We start from the raw sequence: 17,353 nt of genomic DNA, 5'->3' as shown, positions 1-17,353 counted from the left end.
TGGGCAGTGTGTAGTGATATTCAGTACTGGTCGTTGCGGCAGCAACACCCTCGACAGTCCGGCCGGATATTTTTTACTGGTAAGACCTCCTGCAGAATTTTCATTTCGCTTACAAACGCTGACAGATCCACAGCAAAGCTCCGACAGCTTTGCTGATAGGCCTGTCGCTACACTGCCTGCACTTTTTCAGGAGGACTGCGAATGAAACGCTTGTACATCAAACCAATTCTGACCGGCTGCTGCGCACTGGCCCTACTCAGTGGCTGTTATGACCACGAAAAAACCAAAGCGCTGCTGGCCGAAAAACCCACAGTGCACGGCTTTTGGCAAAAAACCGGTTATGGCACCGTCTGGCAGCTGGAAAAAAACCGGCTGCAAATCTTCAATCTGAACAAATTTGGTTGTGTACGCCAGGCCGACCATCCGGCTGCAGAAGTTCAGGCGCTGACACCACAACTGCAATTAAGCGCCGATGGCAAAGACCTCAGCCTGGCGCAGGACCCGGGTTTGTTTGGTCAGTTCCAGCGCCTGCAGCAACTGCCAGCCAGCTGCCTGCAACCACTCAACGGCGAGCAGGACAGCGCAAAAAATTTCGAATTTTTCTGGCAGGACATCCAGCAATATTACGCCTTCACGGCAGAACGCCAGCTCAACTGGGAACAACTATATCGTGACTATCAGCCGAAGTTTGCCAACGCCAGTACCGAACAGCAACAACAGTATTATCAGGAAATTGTTGCCCGGTTCGGCGATGCGCACCTGGTATTGGGCAGTGCTGATGGCCCGTCGTTACAGGGTTATGCGCGGCGTGGTTTGTTCGCGCAGGTCGAAGCCGATGGCGCTGCCGGCGACAGCGAAAGCCTGTTCGGCCAGCTGGAGCTGTATCACCAGTTGCTGCAACAGCAAACTGATGCACTGTTGCTGACGCCGGGCTTACAGCAGACGAAGGCCAGCGCCACCCTGCAATATGGCATGTTGCCGGGAGGTATCGGTTATCTGCGGCTGAACCAGCTGTCAGCACTGAGCCAGCCGGACCCGACATCGACGGCGCCCAGCGTCTGGCTGCAATTTGCCAAAGACGATATCAACACAGCGGCGGCGGCAATGCAGGAACTGCAGCCCTGGCTGGCACAAACTAAAGGTCTGGTGCTTGACCTGCGGTTTAATCAGGGCGGTTTTGATGCCGTCGCGCTCAAGATTGCCAGCCAGTTTAACGCCGAAGCCAGAGTGATCGGCAGCAAAGGCCTGCGCAGCGGCAGCCAGCACCAAATCAAACTACCGGCCTCGAATACTCCTTATCTGAAACCGTTACAGGTACTGGCCGGGGGCTCCACCGTCAGTGCCGGCGAAGTGATGACGCTGGCGCTGCAAAATCTGCCACAGGCCACTATTGTCGGCGAGCCGACGCATGGTTCGTTATCAGACGCACTGATGCATCAGTTGCCAAATGGCTGGACCCTGACGCTCAGTAATGAGCGCTATCAGGATCCGACGGGGCAATTACTCGAAGTACAGGGCGTGCTGCCCGATGTACCGGCCTATCCATATCTGAGCCTCGACTCGGCGCTGCAAAGTGTCAGTGCTTTAGATCGCGCGCTGCAATTGTTGCAGGCACCGGCAGCACAGTCAGCGTCGGCGAGCGAAGTACAAAATACGCTGCGTCAGTTCCGCCAGCAATACAACCAACCTGGCCTTGCCGCTGCAGTGGTCCGCAAAGGTAAAGTGGTGGCCACCTTTGCCGATGGCCTGGCCGATATTGAAACTAAAACTGCCATGACTGCCGATACACCGACCCTGGTCGCGTCGATTAGTAAAACCCTGCTCGGGACAGCTATCGGCAAACTGAATATTGCCGTCAACAACCCATTGCCTGCGTTGCCATTTTTTCTGCAACGACCGGATGGCCAGAGCTTAAATCCAAGCTGGCTGCAGCTGGCTCAGCATCAATCCGGCATCATCGATCAGGACAGTACGTTGTTTTGCGCCATCTACAGCGCTGAAGACGGGGTTTCTTTGCTCGATCAATTGCGCGGCACAAACCAGTGCGGCACGCCGGAACCTTCGCATCAACGTTTCCTGGCCGGTTATCTGCAAGCAGGTGGTGCCTGGTATCAACCGCAGAATTTCGCTGCCGCCGGTGTCGAAAACTACAGTAACGTCGGCGCCGAACTGGCCAGTGTGGCGCTGGAGCAACTGACCGCCGAGCCTTTTGCGCAATGGTCAGAGCGCGAAATCCTGACGCCTTTGCAACTGCACAATACCTTTTGGCCACAGCAAGATTTTCGCAACGCCGCAACTTTGTACCTGCCGACACCGGAAGGTGAACTGATGCCGCTGCCGCGTTATGCCTCCTCCGATTATTACGCCGGGATGCTGCACAGCTCGGCGCGGGACCTGGCGACTTACCTTGCAGCTATCGCCAGCGAAACTCCGGCGCAGGCGTTGCCAGGCCTGAGCCAGACCCGTCGTCAACAAATGCTCGGCTGGGACCAGCCCTATGCGCCAGGCCAGGATTTTCCGGGCTGGTTCTGGCAACGCAGTGGCGACTATGTGGGTCACAATGGGTTGTTTGTTGGCGCCAGCAGCATGATGTATTACAACAAAGCGACGGAAACCGGTTTTGTCCTGTTGCTCAACGGCGATGGCCAATACTGGCTGGCACCAGATGAAAGTAAATCACAGGCCTGGCAACAAGCGATGTTGCAGGTGGCGGCTCGCCTGTACCGGCATGGTCTGCAACTGGATTAAGCAAAAACACTAGCTGCAGCGCGGCGCAATGAAGGGTCAGCAGCAAACTCAGCGGTCATTATTACCGCTGAGTTTTCGCGGTTTTAGCAACCCCCTGCTGTGATGCAACACAGCGCTCAGAGCGCAGCAATCACTTTGTTCTTCTGCAATCTGGCGTACCAGCCGAATAACGGCATCACCAGACCAAAACTGCCATAAATAAAACCGGCCCACAGCACCTGCTCGCCTGACACTGTCGCCGCTATCAGCGCCGAACTTAATGCCACTACCAGATGTAAAGTCCAGGATTGCAGTTCCAGTCGCAATACTGTCCGTTCAAAGGTGGTAAATGGCAGCGGTTGTGGAGCACGCAAAGCATGCCATTGCAGGGCGACCAGACAAGCCGCCATAAATGCGTAACCCAGACTGTAAATCAGAAACAAACCGCTTAGTTCCGCCATCGATTCCAGCTGAATTCCCACCGGGAAATAGCCGCCGCTAAACCAATAAAGCATGCTACTGAATACCGCTTTGAGCGGATAGACATAAATAAGTACCAGCAAAACCAACACAAAACTGAGCAACACACTGATGCCATCATCCAAACCAGTGCGCCGGCTCCATTTATGATGACCGTACCAAAAAGTACCAAGCATCGCGACACTGATCAAAAAGGACGGAATATGTTGGACCGCCAGCAGCAACTCGTTGTAATTCATCGGCACTTTGCCCTGACCTATAACCAGCAGGGTGAAAGCAAACGCAAATGCAGCGTCGGTCAGAGTTTCAATTCGGGTGGTCTGCAGTCCACGTTGCTGAAACTGTGGGGCAGTGGCGACCCCAGTCGCTTGCAGATGTGTCCGGGCATAATCCGGAATATTGGGTTGATGGGTGATCTGCGGGTTTGCCGGGCTGGATGTCATGGATATCCCTGTCGTTTTTTTGGTGCTGCACAACAGCATAATGCATCGATACGGCGAGTAACATAAACCCGCAGTTAAAACCTTGCCGGATCAGAGTCTGGTGTAGCCTGCAGTTGGTTACAACGGCGGCACGCGCCGGTGAACAAGGCTGGGGTTTTGCCGCAGCCATTGAAAAAAATAAAGCCTGGCTGCGGGTGAAGTGAATCAATATGTAACCCGGATCCGTGATCTGGCGCAGGAAACACTCGACACCAGCCGCTATAACGCCGAGATCAGTGAAGAAAGCTCTCAGCAGGCCAAAACATTGCATCAAAGCGTCGAGCGTTTTTCCGCCTGAAGATAACAGCCGGGACTACAAACCCGGCCTTTTATTCTGCAGCAGTACAGGCTGCTGCAGTGTCACCCAGGGTCGGTGCGCTTAACGCAGTTGTTGCAGATATTGCTGCAACGTCTGGATGTTGTGGTCGTAGGCGGTCGGTTCACCCAAAGAAACGCCCCGGCTGCGGACATAAAAATCAAATGGCAACTGACGCTGACCGAAGAAACTGACAAAACCATCCGGCTGCAGCGTATCGCCATTTAAGCCAATCGCCCAGTTTCGCGCCTGATAGTCCTTCAGCTGACCAATAATCGCATTGACCAAATCTGCTTCTGCATTGATCTGTTGTTGGATGTATGCCTGTAAGGTGCTGATATTGCTGTCATAAGCAGCGTCGGTGCCAATAGACAAACCCTGACTGCGCACAAAATATGCAAAAGGCAGGCTGCGGTCGTTAAAGAACTTCAGAAAGCCGTCCGGCTGTAAGGTGTCACCATTGAGACCAATAGCCCAGAAGCGATTTTTATAGTCCTGCAAACCCTGAATGGTACTGCGGCTGGCATTGACGTTTTGTACCGGTAACGACCAGACCAATGATTGTTGTTCCATGTTCAATCTCCTTGAAAAAAAGAAACCTGAGATCAGTTCAGGCACCGTCAATCTAGCCGGCCGCGTACCTTTTATAGTGATAAAAATCTGATAAAATTCGCATAAACAGGAACAAATATCACGGTGGCGGTGACAGAAATTGGCTAAAGTCTGCATAATCAGCTGATTGAGGCTGAAGACAAGTTAATCGGGACATCACTGATGAAATTACGCACCTTGCTGGTGGCCATTTTGATGCTGATGAGCGGCGTTCTGGTGCATGCTGCTCCGACGCTGCAGCTGCCTTCGCCTTATCCGGTCCGGCAGATATCACCACAGCTGCAGGTGCAGCAACTGGCCGATGGCCTTTGGCTGCACCGCACAGAACAAAAGCTCAGTAATGGTGCCGTGTTCACCGCCAATGGCCTGATCCTCGAGACACCGGACGGTGTCTGGTTACTGGATACCGCCTGGGGCTTTTATCCAACCCGCGATTTATTGCACTGGATTGATGTGGTGCTGAAAAAGCCGGTACGCAAAGCCATCGCAACCCACGCCCATGATGACCGCACCGGCGGTGTTGTGGCACTGGCGGAACGGGGAATTCCGCTGCAGGTGACAGCACAGACCGGCGCTATCGCCGCAGCGCAGCAGATCACACCACTGCAGGTGGCGACTGATTTAGCACCGGGCGGGGTTTATCAGGATGGCCCTGTGCAATGGTTTTATCCGGGCCCTGGCCACACGGCCGACAATATCGTGCTGTGGCTGCCACAATATCAGCTGTTGCACGGCGGCTGTTTTGTTAAAGCTCCACGGTATCCGGGCCTTGGCAACATTGCCGACGCCGACGTTGCCGCCTGGCCGGCCAGCCTGCAACGGCTCAAAGCCAAATATCCGCAGGCCGTTATCGTCGTACCGGGCCATGGCGATATCGGTGGTCCGCAACTGCTGGATTATTCGCTGGCGTTATTCACAAAACGCTGAATACTTGACCGACCGGGTCATTGCCGGTCATGCTGGGTTCTCGTTGGTTTTGAGTGTCTGACATGTCGAAATTGCTACTAAGCGGATTGTTCACCACCAGCCTGCTGGCGACCGCGACGGAATGCCCGCCACAGCTGCGTACCTTCCATTTGTTTGAACGCCAAAGCACAACGCCAACTTGTGTCGACCAATGGCAACAGGCTTTTTTCAACAACTTGGGTTGTCCGCTGAGTTTTGTTGAAGGCAACCCTGGCACCGCAGTTCGCGAACAGAAACTGCGATCCGGCGAGATTGAACTGGTCACTGGTCTGGCGCAAACCGCACAGCGCACTTTTCAGTTCAGCAAGCCGATTGGCCGCAATAACATCTATTTATACCGGCTGAAATCCGCCCCACAGTGGGACAATATTGGCGACTGGTGTGACGCTGTGATGCAACAGGCCCGTATTCTGGTGCCGGCTCAAGGTTATTTTGGCGAACCGCTGGAAAAGCTGCGGCAGTACCCAAACTGCAGCAAGTGGTTAATTCCATATAGCCACACTACAGTACAACCTTTTGATTTATTGGATAAAGGCCGGACCGATTTATTGGTGTCCGCCGAACGTCATTTTGCCGCGTTACCGGCCGAGCGTCGGGCGAAGTATCAGCAGCTCAGGTTGGTGGTGGTCGAAGGTGAAGTTCATATCGCCTTTGCCGCGCACGTTGCGCCCGCTTTTATAAAGCAGGTGAATCAACAAATCGACAAAGGCCTGCAGAACCCGGCCACTTTTCATCCCAAAGGCAAATCTTGTTTATTACCGCCGCAGAGCACTACTACTGCAGTGCACTAAGTTGTTGCTGCCGGTAATCATGCGGCGTGGTGCCGACGACAGCTTTAAAAGCCCGGCTAAACGGGCCGGCAGAACCAAATCCACTTTCAAGCCCAACCACTAACACTGGCCAATGTTGTTTCGAAGGATCGGCCAGCAACTGCCGGGCATGTTGGATGCGCAGCACGTTGATCAACTGATTAAAATTCCACTGCGGATACTGCTGCCTGAGCGCCCGGCTGACCCGGTATTCTGGCACAGCACAGCGCCGCGCCAGATCGGCCACTTTCAGATTGGTCTGCAAAAACAGTTGTTCCTGCTGTAACGCATTGTGGATAGCATCCAGCAATGGCTGATCAGCAGCACAGAATGGTGTAGGAGCTGCCGCTTCATGTTCAGGTTCTGCTGCAGCGGGAGCCTCCAGCGCTGCAGTTTTGGCCGGAAAACGCCACCAAATTAAGCCTTGTGTCACGACCAGGATCCACATCGCAGCCAGCGCCGCCAGATTTTGCTGCAGGTGAGGCTCTGTGGCCGCTGCAGACCAGATTTTTGCCAGGATCAGACACAACAACAGCGCACTGGCAAAACTGGCCAGAAACAGCAGACGTTGCGCACGTTCAGCACCTTTAAGCTGCGTCAGGCCACGGCACCCTTCCCACAAGGTCAGCATCAGCATCGTCGATGAACATAAGGTCAGCAATTCCGTCGTGGCAGTGTTGGCCGGCCCCCAGATAGCAGCGGTGGGCTGCCATTGTGACTGCAGTAACTGCAGCAACTGATGTCCCATTACCAGCACCGCAACGACCGCTGCAACGCCGATATGCCGCTGGTCGACCGCAACGCCGGGCCTAAACATCGCCCGCGCCACCAGCCAATAGCCATTGCAGGTCAGACAGGCGCCGAGGCCAATCAGATATTGCCAGATGCCCCACTCCGCACCGCCAAGCCGCTGCAGCGCCATAATGGCGATCGAGCCACAGAACAGCGCAAACCACAGATGGACTGCCCGTTTATGTCTGACACCGGCCTGCACACACAACAGGATCAGACTAAGCACAAATAAACTGAACTGCAGGTTTTGATGCAACATCGACCGGCTCCAACCACGGGATCATCGGCCGATGCTACCACTACGGTGGCCGTCCCGGCAAAACCCAGCTGTCAGCAATTGTTACCGCCAGCGGCCGTGTGGTTTTTGCCATTTTTATTGCGCCGACTTTCAAATCCGGCGCGATCTCACCAGTCACAGCCGCCATGCTGCAGCAGAGATTGTTGCTAAAGGAGGTTTTCCGATGTCTGGTTTTATGTCGTTATCCGGCCGCACTGACAGTACACAACAGGCGGGCCATAGCGCCCGACAGTTATTGCAGTTCAGTGGCATCGCCTGGTTTGCCAGCGCGCTGTGTGGCCAGTGGCTGTTCGCGTTTTATATTGGGTTGTTGTATCTGTGGCCTGTATTCACTGGCCATTATCTGGAGGCAAATCAGGCCAGGCCCATTACCGGATTTGTCGCCGGTGATCTCAGCGGCAATCTGATACTGTTTGCCCATTTATTGCCCGCGGCGGTACTCAGCATCGGCGGGCTGCTGCAACTGGTACCACAGCTACGGCAACGCTGGCCGCGGGTCCATCGCTGGAACGGTCGGCTGTTTTTAACGCTGGGGCTTTGTGGCGCGCTGACCGGCTTGTATCTTACCTGGGTGCGTGGCTCGCGTTTAAGTGATCTGGGCGCCATCGGCATAACGCTGAATGGATTGTTGATCCCGGTCGCAGTCGGCTTTGCCTGGTTTTATGCCCGGCAGCGCAATTTTGCCTTACACCAGCGTTTTGCTTTGCATAGCTTCTTTCTGATCAACGGGGTCTGGACTTTTCGCCTGTTTCTGATGGGCTGGTACCTGCTGCATCAGGGCCCGTATGGCAACAACGCTAAATTGGACGGTCCGGCGGATTTGGTGCTGTCATTCGCCTGCTATGCCTTGCCGATGCTGGTGGCTGAAGTCTGGTGGCGCAGCCGCCGCAGCCAGAACCTGCTGCTGTTGTGGTGCGCCGGTCTGTTGATGACCGCAGGATTTTTGCTGACATTACTTGGCGTTGGGGCCGCCGCGATGATGATGTGGGGACCCCGCATCAGTGCAGTGTGGTGAGCCAACAGATGCCGGCAGTCCATGACTGCCGGCATCGCGATTTATTTCAGCAAGGTTTGCTGAATCCCGCTCGCTGTCGGCATGCTGACCTGCAACACCACCGCATCAGCAGGTGCTACGCCACAGCTTTGACAAATCAGCTGGAGTAAAGCACCAAAACGCCATGAGATCCGGTCGTCGAATGTTGCGCGATCACGTGCATCTACCCAGGGGTAAATCGCCTCGGCCAGTCGTTCGTTCAGTTGCTGCAAAGTCGCATGGTAAGCCTGCTGCTGACCGGTGGTCGCAAGCTCGCGCGGCTGCTGCAGATATTGCCGCAGTTGCGCCAGTGTGTGCAGGAACTCCTCCCATTGCACCGCCTGGCGGGCGATATCAAAAATCAGCCGCTCAGCGGGCTCGATTTTCTTGCGTGAACCTTCACCACCGCGCTGCCATAAATCCTGGGCAGTGCCTTTGCCACCCAATGTACGCATGGCGCTTTCATCCTGCAGATAATCAGCGGCAAGCCGCGCCACATCATCCCGCCTGAAGTCCGGCAATAGCAGCTGCACCGCCTGAATTTGCAGTTGCAACGCCAGCCGAAATGCACCCGGCGCTGTATTGAGCAAACGCTGCATCTGCGGAGCGGACAAATCTAACAGCAAATTTATCTGCACCTGACGCCATTGATTTTGCGCGCTGGCAACAGGTCCCTGCATTAAGCGGAAAAATCTGTCTTGCAAGCCGGGGGCAAATAACGCCAGTTGTTCCAGACTATGCAAAAACTGCTCTGCATCCTGTTGATCCAGTGTTTCTTCCTGATAGCTGTAACCAAAGGACAATTCGCTGTTCAGCAATGCCTGACCGTCGACCAGCGCCCATTCTTCTGCGCTGGCGAAGTTGGCCTCGCGCCGCTCACCCAGCAGCTTCCTGCGCTCACTGATCTGCAGCTCTGATGCGGCGGCAATGATGTGCCCGCGCTGATCGACGGCAAAATGCAGACTCCGGCTGACCGTTTTTTCCCAGCTGAATTCCAGTCCAAACAGATCTAATGCCACGCTGACCTGACGGGTAGCTTTGCTAAGCTGGTCAAACTGATACCAAACGTCGGCGATGCTGCCCTGTTGCTGTGCTTGCTGCAACAACACCGGCAATTGCTCCAGCTGTCCGTGCAGGCAACGCTGGTACAAAATGCGGCTGACAGGCGTATCAGCCTGGATAAGAAACCGGGTGACTGTTTGTTGCTGCTGACTGGATTGCCAATTGCTGACGATAGCCAGACCTAATTTTTTCTGGCTGATTTCACTGATCCTGGCGGCCAGGTTCTGCCGGATCTGGTAATAACCCGTCAGCCAGTTATTGAGTTCACGTACCAAATCCACCGCACTATTGTTGTTGATGGCCTGTTCCAGCTGACTACCGGTCGCCGCCAGCGGTAACAACACTTTAGTCTGGCTTGCCGTCACCAGCTTTGTGACCAGTTCATTCAGGACAGTGGCTAATTTTTGTCGCAGCTCCCCCAACTTCGACACGATGGCATCTTGTAGTGCTTGTAACACGGCGGGCGGCAGCGACCAGTTATTGGAAAGCTGCGTCAGGCTGTCGGTCACAATGTCCTGCACATCGCCGGTCCACACATCTGCGCGCGCAAGTAACTTATTACTAATCAGATCTGACAAACGTTGTTGTAACAACGCGGAGACCTGCTCAGGGCTTTGTAAGCCAAACACGACGGCCAGCAGTTGTTGAAGGAGCGTGGAGTCTAATTGCGTCAGCAATGTTGCGACTTCCTGCTGCAGCATGGCATAGGGGTCGAGCCAGGCGGCCAGTTTGCTCCTGAATTCAGTTAATTGCGCATCGCCGGGTAAGGTTGCCAATAAACGTGCAGCGACCTTATCGGCACCATTGATCTGCAGGCTGGCGTTTAGTGCCAGACCAAAGTCACGCTCACGCGCAGCCAGCCGCTGCAACGATAAGCGCAATACGCCGTCGCTGTGGCGCTCAACCAACAATTCAAACTGACCTTGCTGCAACGCAGCAAAGTTGACGCTGACGCCCAAATCAGCCTGCACGGACAGGTCCGCCGCCAATGCGTGGGTATTGCTGAAACTGCGGGTATAACTGCGGCCAAAACTCAGCTCACCAGACAGCTTAACCTCGGCCAGCGTCGACAGCTGCATCCGGCGGGGGCCGCTGGCCGACTGACTGAATTGCAATGTCTGTTGCAACGACCACCAATCCGGCATGCTGACGACGATGTCCGGCAAGGTGTGCGCTAATGTGCTGTTATTCGCCGCAACAAAAAACAGATCCAGCTTGGCTTTTAAGGTTCCCTGACCACTGAAGTCACCGGCCAATGCGCCGAGCGGGACCTTGCCTGTGCCAAAACCACCCACCAGCGCGCCGGTCAGACCAAAGCGGACCAGCGCCTGACTGGCCGCAATAGCCAGTTGGTGATCCTTGCTGGCATCTGTCTGATGATAAACATCAATTTCTGCTTGCGCCGTGATACTGCCGGATAACTGCAGCGGCAATGGAGTCACCGCCGTATCCCCTTGCAGCGCAATCAGTTCAATCAGCCACTCCCATTCTGTGGTGAAGTCCTGTAGTGGCCGGCTTACATCATCCAGATACTTTAACCAACGCTGCTGCGTATTATTCAGTGGTAGTTTATTGGCGGCGGCAACGATGATTGAACGCAGATCGGCCGGGATCACAGCATTCCCGGTCTCCGCCTCTGCAATGACTTGCTGTAAAGCCTGCGCCGGGCTTTGTCTGGCAGAAATCAGCTGCTGGTAACGCGGATAAACCGCCAGCAACCACAAATACCAACGCCCCTTGGGAAAATCGCTAAGCTGAAGTACGGCATATGACATCTGAACCTCCTGTAGTTTTGTCTGAAAGAGCACTGCTTTGCAGTGCTGTCGCGCGCACCACATCCTCTGCTGACGATGCGGTTTGATACCGAAACAAAGCTTGGCAATGCCGGATGACAGTGACGCGACAACATAAAGACAACTACTGGATTTTCTGCCGGTCTGGCGACCTGACACTACAGCATCCAAGCCTGCGTTAAAAAAACATCCTTGCATTCTGACAGCCCGTTCCCGACTATCCGTCAAAGATTCTGGCTGCATTTGCCCAAAGTGCAAATACTCTTGGTGGCGGAAATCGGCGAAAAATCCCCCTGTATGTTCAGACCACAAGGAGCTATTGCCGCGCTGTGCTAAGGTTAATTTCTAACACTCTTTTTGCTGCATTGTCCGGAGGTCACGCCGTTGTTGCAGTTCAGGTTCATCAAATGGCGATCGCTGCTCAGGCTTAGATGTTATTGGCTGACGGCAGCGCTTGCCGCTGTGTGCCTGCCATCGACAAGCCATGCTGAACCAGTGACCTATTTCTATTCCGATTTGCCACCCTATGAATTCAGTAACCCGCAGGGGCAAGCGGAGGGGATTGGCATCGATCAGGTGCGCAAGGTGTTAACTGCCGCCGGTTTTCAGCCGGACTTCCGCTTTTATTCGCTGCAACGCGGCTTAAATGCGTTGCAGCAAGACATTGATTTCACGACTGTCGTTGCGCCATCAGGTCAACAAACCCAGCAGTTCCACCTGAGCCGGTTGCCGGTGTATGCGGTGGAACTGGGTGTCGTGCGGTTGCGCAGCACCAAGCGCATGTCTTACCTGAGCCAGTTGCAGCATTACCCTTATCTGGCGCTCAGTGAAACCCGCTTTACATTTCTGCAGCAACGGCCAGAACTGGCCGCATTTGCAGTGAAGCGTTACGACATCAGCAACCAGCCTGATGCGTTCCGGTTATTACTCAGTGGCCGCTACGACTATTTCCTTTGTTATCACGCCAGCGAGATGGCACTGGCCAATCCAATGCTGGTGTTTGATCCATTAGAACAGTTACCGGTACACCTGGTGTTATCGCGCCAACATGCCGAAGCTGGCCATTTGATGCAACGGGTTGATGCGGTATTGGCCCGGCCGCTGCAATAAGCCTTTATTTACACTTCCGGATGGATAGACCCGCAGATAGTTGATGCCGAATTCAGTCAGGCTGGTTACAATGCGGCGAAAGTGTACAACGATTTCGACGGCGTTTTTCCGTGTGTCGCCCGGTCAGCTGATGTTGTTCCATCGGCGTGAACAGTGCGAAACGCGTTGCGTGAAACCCTCTGTAAATCAATAACTCAAACTAAATCAGCCAGTCAATCTGGCCCTTCAGTCATCAGCAGGAAAGAACAAATGGCAGCATTCGGTAGTGTATTTATGCCTGAAATGGCAATGGCCCAATTTGATGGAAATGCCTGGGGGCCGTCGGCCATTGTCCCGGCAAACAGCATCAGTCTGCATCCGGGCGCGCATGTGCTGCACTATGCAAGTACTTGTTTTGAAGGCTTAAAAGCATTCCGCCACGAAGATGGCACTATCGCCATTTTCCGCATGGATAAAAATATCGCCCGCATGCTGCAAAGCTCGGAATTATTATCTTTACCTAAATTCGAACCAGCGTTGTTGAGCCAGATGATTGTTGATGCCGTGCGTCACTTCGCCGCAGACGTGCCAACACCGCCGGGTTCAATGTATATCCGCCCTACCCATATCGGCACTGAACCCGCGATCGGCAAAGCCGCAACGCCTACGCTGACTTCAATGCTGTATGTGTTGTTATCACCGGTTGGAGATTATTTCGCTGGCGGCAGCCGTGCGCTGCGCTTGTTGTTAGAAGACAATGCCCGCTGTGCGCCGCATATGGGCATGATCAAAAGCGGTGGTAACTATGCCAGCGCATTGCAACCAACGATGCAGGCGAAAGCAAAACATCAGGCTGACCAGGTGCTGTTCTGCCCGCATGGCGATGTCCAGGAAACCGGTGCGGCCAACTTCCTGTTAATCGACGGCAATGAAATCATCACCAAAGCGCTGGATGCATCGTTCCTGCATGGCGTGACGCGCGATTCTATCCTGACATTGGCCCGTGATTTGGGTATGACAGTGTCTGAGCGTGATCTGACAGTTGACGAACTGCTGGAACGCGCCGCCAAACCTGGTACTGAAGCAGCGTTGTCCGGTACTGCAGCAGTACTGGCACCGGTTGGTACGCTGATCCACCGCGGCACTGAATTTAAAGTCGGCAGCGGTGAACCAGGCCCGACTACAGCCCGTCTGCGCCAAGCGCTGAATGATATTCAATGGGGCAAAGCCGAAGACAAACATGGCTGGCTGACCAAAATCTAACGTCATACTTTCAGACGTTTCCCGTTAAAAAAGCAGGCCTAAAGCCTGCTTTTCTTTTTGTTCTCCTCCGATGCTCCATTCTTGCAGCGCTACACAGTCTTCGATATGGTAAACAGGATGTTGACATAAAAGGATTTTGCCGTTGAACCTATTGAATTATCGAGAAAATGACTTTCGTGGAGCAACCAAAGAACCAGGATTAAGCGCAGTAGTGGCTGGTTGGCACTCGCTGAGTTATCCAGGTAAATGGCTGTTTATTCTGCTCGTTGGGCTCTTAGCAACTGCGTTCCTATTCAGCCAATGGGAACGTCAGCAACCGCTGATGATGGTTTTTTACCTGTTAACCCTGCTGGTCGCAGCGGGAAATTACCTCCGTGCCCGGGTGTTACCGCAGCTCACCGCACGTAGCCTGCTGGCCGATTTAAGCGTCAAAGACGGCCAAATCTGTATCGCAGGTTTCAGCTTTTCTGCCGCTGTACAAAAGCTGGTGCTTGGAAAACAGAGCAAAAAGGGGCCAGCGTTTTTACAACTGGCGTGGAACGGCGGCCAATTGTGGTTATTCCCATTAGATGAACTGCCGCAGGTCGAACAGTTTATCCTTCAGCATGCTCCGCACATTGAGATCATCCGCGAGTAAAGCCACGTTCGTCTTGCCTGCCTGATATATTTAATCTACATTGTAGAAAATATATCAAAGCGGGCCAGCGATGACACAGGATAAATTTATCGGCGAGCTTGAACAGATGCTGCTGCTCTGCGTCATGCAGCTGAAAGAAGACGCTTACGGCAGTCAAATCCGCAACTTTCTCGCCGACAAGGCACAGCGTGATTTAAGCATCGGCGCCCTCTACACCACCTTAGAACGCCTGGAACAAAAAGGCTTACTCAGTGGCCGGCTTGGTGAAGCCACGGCTGAACGCGGAGGCCGTGCCAAAAAATACTACAGTGTCACCGGCGAAGGACGCCAGGCCTTGTTCCGCAGTAAAGCGGCTTTGGAACAATTATGGCAAGGTTTGGCGCTGCAGCAGCAGGCACCTCAATTTGTTCGGGGAGGATTTACCCGATGAAATATGCCCCACCACCATTGCCGCCAGGTCCGTTACCACCCGCGATGCAGCCCCCAATCATCAGTCAGCTGTTACTGGAATGGGTATTACCGGAAGCACTGCAGGAGCCGGTACTCGGTGATCTACAGGAAGAATTTATTCAGCGACAACAGCACAACCGGCAGCGCGCTTGCTGGTGGTACCGGCGGCAGGCTTTCACTACTTGCTGGCATTTTCTGCATCAAACTAAAGGAGATTGGCTGATGTTCATTTTCAGCATGTTGTTTTTTATCGGGTTATCGATCTGGGCGATGCTGGCATCGGCGCCAGAAGACCCATTAGCATTTTATGACTTCATCTCGCTGGTGCTGATCTTCCCGCCGGCACTGCTGTTTGCGGTTGGCGCGACATCTCGCCAGACGTTACAGCGCGCCATCGCATTTTTGTTTAATCCTCGTACCGGCGCCGATCCGCATGACTACCAACAAATCCGGCATTTTTTCCAGGTAATGGGCAATAGTGGACTGCTTTTAGGTTGGTTCAGCACATTGATTGGTATCATTGCTATTGCTGACGGGATGAATGCAGACAATTTCAGTACTGCTTTTGGCCCGGCAACAGCAGTGAGTTTACTGACGCTATTGTATGGCGCAGCACTCAAAACACTTTGCTACATCGCTGCGGAAAAAGTCAGTTTTGTCGCGCAAAGCAGCGCTCAACAGAGCGGCATGCAGGGCTAAGGATTTAACTGCGACGCAGCCCCTCACGCAAAAAATCAAATAACAGCCGCACGCGCGCCGGCACTGGGCCGCGCTGTGGCCGGTAAAGCGACAAAGGCCAGGGCGTGGGTTCCAGCTCCGGCAGCAGTCGTACCAGCTCGCCCCGTGCCAGCAAAGGTTTTGCCAGGAAATCCGCAATTTGCCCTAAACCAAGACCCGCCGCCACCGCGGCCAGCTCCTGCTGCGCATCATTGACCAGCAACCGCACCTGGCGCGGCTGATAAATTTCACCATCGCGGAAAAACCAGGCCCAGGGCCGGCCTGTGCCCTCGTCCAGTAAACTGACTTGTTGATGATTGTTCAGCGCGCTGAGATCCAAAGGCGCACCATAAGCCGCCAGATACAGCGGGCTCGCCACCAGATACAGTGCCACTTCGGATACCTGCACTGCGACAAAACTCTGGTCGCGCAATAAACCGGCGCGGATACCCAAATCAATTTGCTCATCGACCACATCGCTGTGTTGGTCCGACAAACGCACATCGAGCCGAATTTGCGGATGCAACGCGGCAAATTCCAGCAACAACGGGCTTAATACTGGCCGGAACGCCGCCGGCGCCGCGAGGCGCACCAGCCCTTGTGCATCCTGCGTTGCCAGCCGCGGGCTGAATAACTCGTCCAGCTGCGCCAGCTGTAGCCGGCCATCCTGATACAGCTGGTCGCCAAATTGGGTTAACCGCACCTGGCGGGTATTGCGGTGAAACAGCACTTCGCCGGTCAATTGCTCCAGCTGTTGCACCGCCCGCGTCACTGCCTGTGGCGACAACGCCAGCTTGACGGCACAGGCTTTAAAATTGCCCAGTTCTGCCGCACTGCAAAAAATACGCAGCAATTCGAGTTTATTCAGCGCCATGATGATACCTGCTGATTATTCCTATTTATGGAATTCTGAAAGCTTGATTATTCCATTCTACCGCAAGTTCAGGCCAATTAAACTGCTTCTGCAGTCAAACAGCAACCCAGCTTACGGAGCAGAAACAGATGAACACACAACAACATCAAGGTATCAGTCAGAAAGTCGTATTAATCACCGGTGCCAGCAGCGGCTTGGGCGAAAGTACCGCCCGGCTTTTGGCCAGTCGTGGCGCTAAGCTGGTACTGGTGGCGCGCCGCGCCGACCGGCTGGCGCAGCTGGTCAGTGACATTCAGGCCGCCGGTGGCGACGCCGTCTATCAGGTGGTCGATGTCACTAAAGCGGAAGATTTACAGGCGGCCGTGCAACTGGCACAAAACAGCTTTGGCCGGCTGGATGTGATTATCAACAATGCCGGATTTATGGCGATTGCACCAATGAGCGAACGCCGTACCGACGAATGGGACCGGATGATCGATATTAATATCAAAGGCGTGTTATACGGTATCGCTGCTGCGCTGCCGGTGTTTGAAGCCCAGCAAAGCGGCCATTTTATTAACGTCTCGTCAGTAGCCGGCACTAAGGTATTCAGCCCGGGCGGCACTGTGTACAGCGGCACCAAGTTTGCGGTACGGGCGATCAGTGAAGGTTTACGCCACGAAGTCGGTGGCCATATTCGCACCACGACGATTTTACCGGGCGCGGTCGAATCTGAACTGAAACATGGCAGCAGCCATGGCGCCAGCGCTGAATTTGTGAATGCGTTTTACCAGCAAAATCAAATTCCGGCCGACGCCGTCGCCCGCGCTGTGGCTTACGCCATCGAGCAGCCGGACAATGTCGATATCAACGAAATTGTGCTGCGCCCAACGGTGCAGGAGTTTTAAGTCACTGCCAAAGTGTTGAGTCTATTTCTGCAAAGCTGCGCCATGCTGTAATGGCGCAGCTTTTTT

General features: G+C 54.2%; 16 protein-coding genes. 11 read left to right on the top strand and 5 right to left on the bottom strand.

The annotated features are described in order from the left end of the window. Positions 1-201: 201 nt before the first annotated feature. Complete coding sequence (locus ATY27_RS03620; RefSeq protein ID WP_208932799.1) at positions 202-2,748, top strand: serine hydrolase; 2,547 nt, start codon at positions 202-204, stop codon at positions 2,746-2,748. 116 nt (positions 2,749-2,864) lie between these two features. Here ATY27_RS03620 and ATY27_RS03615 read toward each other — a convergent pair whose 3' ends face one another. Further along, positions 2,865-3,650, bottom strand: a complete 786-nt coding sequence (locus ATY27_RS03615; RefSeq protein WP_208932798.1) for a TMEM175 family protein — start codon at positions 3,648-3,650, stop codon at positions 2,865-2,867. A gap of 199 nt (positions 3,651-3,849) precedes the next feature. Between ATY27_RS03615 and ATY27_RS03610 the strand changes: the two genes are divergently transcribed. Beyond that, positions 3,850-3,987: a hypothetical protein gene (locus ATY27_RS03610; RefSeq protein ID WP_208932797.1), complete on the top strand. Its 138-nt coding sequence runs from the start codon at positions 3,850-3,852 to the stop codon at positions 3,985-3,987. An 81-nt stretch (positions 3,988-4,068) separates the two neighbouring features. On the opposite strand, the gene ATY27_RS03605 is transcribed toward ATY27_RS03610, so the two are convergent. Then, positions 4,069-4,578, bottom strand: a complete 510-nt coding sequence (locus ATY27_RS03605; protein ID WP_208932796.1) for a hypothetical protein — start codon at positions 4,576-4,578, stop codon at positions 4,069-4,071. A gap of 201 nt (positions 4,579-4,779) precedes the next feature. On the opposite strand from ATY27_RS03605, the gene bla reads away from it, so the two are divergent. Together bla and ATY27_RS03595 are read left to right on the top strand one after the other, a co-directional pair. Further along, positions 4,780-5,544 (top strand): subclass B1 metallo-beta-lactamase, encoded by a 765-nt coding sequence (gene bla, locus ATY27_RS03600; RefSeq protein WP_208932795.1) that lies wholly within the window; start codon positions 4,780-4,782, stop codon positions 5,542-5,544. Positions 5,545-5,606: 62 nt separating this feature from the next. After that, positions 5,607-6,374: a transporter substrate-binding domain-containing protein gene (locus ATY27_RS03595; protein WP_208932794.1), complete on the top strand. Its 768-nt coding sequence runs from the start codon at positions 5,607-5,609 to the stop codon at positions 6,372-6,374. Here the strand turns inward: ATY27_RS03595 and ATY27_RS03590 are convergent. Then, entirely contained in the window at positions 6,358-7,443 is a 1,086-nt protein-coding gene (locus ATY27_RS03590; RefSeq protein ID WP_208932793.1) for a helix-turn-helix transcriptional regulator, read from the bottom strand. The two genes, ATY27_RS03595 and ATY27_RS03590, sit on opposite strands and share 17 nt — an antisense overlap. Positions 7,444-7,645: 202 nt before the next feature. Here ATY27_RS03590 and ATY27_RS03585 point away from each other — a divergent pair, with 202 nt between their 5' ends. Beyond that, positions 7,646-8,497, top strand: coding sequence for a DUF2306 domain-containing protein (locus ATY27_RS03585; protein ID WP_208932792.1), 852 nt, complete (start codon positions 7,646-7,648; stop codon positions 8,495-8,497). A 41-nt stretch (positions 8,498-8,538) separates the two neighbouring features. Here the strand turns inward: ATY27_RS03585 and ATY27_RS03580 are convergent, their stop codons facing one another. Beyond that, a complete protein-coding gene (locus ATY27_RS03580) occupies positions 8,539-11,352 on the bottom strand; it encodes a hypothetical protein (protein WP_208932791.1) in 2,814 nt (937 codons plus the stop codon). A 513-nt stretch (positions 11,353-11,865) separates the two neighbouring features. Between ATY27_RS03580 and ATY27_RS03575 the strand changes: the two genes are divergently transcribed. The 5 genes from ATY27_RS03575 to ATY27_RS03555 all read left to right on the top strand — a co-directional run bounded on the left by ATY27_RS03575 (position 11,866) and on the right by ATY27_RS03555 (position 15,508). Continuing rightward, on the top strand, positions 11,866-12,480 hold the full coding sequence (locus ATY27_RS03575) for a transporter substrate-binding domain-containing protein (protein WP_208932790.1): 615 nt from the start codon (positions 11,866-11,868) through the stop codon (positions 12,478-12,480). A 153-nt stretch (positions 12,481-12,633) separates the two neighbouring features. After that, entirely contained in the window at positions 12,634-13,722 is a 1,089-nt protein-coding gene (locus ATY27_RS03570; RefSeq protein ID WP_279614571.1) for a branched-chain amino acid aminotransferase, read from the top strand. A gap of 142 nt (positions 13,723-13,864) precedes the next feature. Continuing rightward, positions 13,865-14,359 carry a hypothetical protein gene (locus ATY27_RS03565; RefSeq protein ID WP_208932789.1) on the top strand — a complete coding sequence of 165 codons (495 nt, stop codon included), beginning with the start codon at positions 13,865-13,867 and terminating at the stop codon, positions 14,357-14,359. Positions 14,360-14,429: 70 nt separating this feature from the next. After that, positions 14,430-14,789: a PadR family transcriptional regulator gene (locus ATY27_RS03560; RefSeq protein WP_208932788.1), complete on the top strand. Its 360-nt coding sequence runs from the start codon at positions 14,430-14,432 to the stop codon at positions 14,787-14,789. Beyond that, the gene (locus ATY27_RS03555; protein WP_208932787.1) at positions 14,786-15,508 is read left to right on the top strand and encodes a permease prefix domain 2-containing transporter; all 723 of its coding nucleotides are present in this window, start codon (positions 14,786-14,788) and stop codon (positions 15,506-15,508) included. The genes ATY27_RS03560 and ATY27_RS03555 overlap by 4 nt, the downstream gene beginning before the upstream one ends. A 4-nt stretch (positions 15,509-15,512) precedes the next feature. Here the strand turns inward: ATY27_RS03555 and ATY27_RS03550 are convergent, their stop codons facing one another. After that, positions 15,513-16,400 carry a LysR family transcriptional regulator gene (locus ATY27_RS03550; RefSeq protein ID WP_208932786.1) on the bottom strand — a complete coding sequence of 296 codons (888 nt, stop codon included), beginning with the start codon at positions 16,398-16,400 and terminating at the stop codon, positions 15,513-15,515. A gap of 128 nt (positions 16,401-16,528) precedes the next feature. On the opposite strand from ATY27_RS03550, the gene ATY27_RS03545 reads away from it, so the two are divergent. Next, a complete protein-coding gene (locus tag ATY27_RS03545) occupies positions 16,529-17,287 on the top strand; it encodes an SDR family oxidoreductase (protein ID WP_208932785.1) in 759 nt (252 codons plus the stop codon). The last annotated feature ends 66 nt before the right edge of the window (positions 17,288-17,353 follow it).

The sequence above is a fragment of the Rheinheimera sp. F8 genome, assembly GCF_001518915.1.
The sequence above is the reverse complement of the archived record's forward strand: the minus strand, read 5'-3'. Positions and strand labels throughout refer to the sequence as shown.

Coding starts and splice junctions, on each gene's coding strand:
- ATY27_RS03615 (WP_208932798.1), bottom strand. CDS start 3,650: ATGACATCCAGCCCGGCAAACCCGCAGATCACCCATCAACCCAATATT.
- ATY27_RS03620 (WP_208932799.1), top strand. CDS start 202: ATGAAACGCTTGTACATCAAACCAATTCTGACCGGCTGCTGCGCACTG.
- ATY27_RS03585 (WP_208932792.1), top strand. CDS start 7,646: ATGTCTGGTTTTATGTCGTTATCCGGCCGCACTGACAGTACACAACAG.
- ATY27_RS03555 (WP_208932787.1), top strand. CDS start 14,786: ATGAAATATGCCCCACCACCATTGCCGCCAGGTCCGTTACCACCCGCG.
- bla (WP_208932795.1), top strand. CDS start 4,780: ATGAAATTACGCACCTTGCTGGTGGCCATTTTGATGCTGATGAGCGGC.
- ATY27_RS03580 (WP_208932791.1), bottom strand. CDS start 11,352: ATGTCATATGCCGTACTTCAGCTTAGCGATTTTCCCAAGGGGCGTTGG.
- ATY27_RS03545 (WP_208932785.1), top strand. CDS start 16,529: ATGAACACACAACAACATCAAGGTATCAGTCAGAAAGTCGTATTAATC.
- ATY27_RS03560 (WP_208932788.1), top strand. CDS start 14,430: ATGACACAGGATAAATTTATCGGCGAGCTTGAACAGATGCTGCTGCTC.
- ATY27_RS03595 (WP_208932794.1), top strand. CDS start 5,607: ATGTCGAAATTGCTACTAAGCGGATTGTTCACCACCAGCCTGCTGGCG.
- ATY27_RS03590 (WP_208932793.1), bottom strand. CDS start 7,443: ATGTTGCATCAAAACCTGCAGTTCAGTTTATTTGTGCTTAGTCTGATC.
- ATY27_RS03605 (WP_208932796.1), bottom strand. CDS start 4,578: ATGGAACAACAATCATTGGTCTGGTCGTTACCGGTACAAAACGTCAAT.
- ATY27_RS03550 (WP_208932786.1), bottom strand. CDS start 16,400: ATGGCGCTGAATAAACTCGAATTGCTGCGTATTTTTTGCAGTGCGGCA.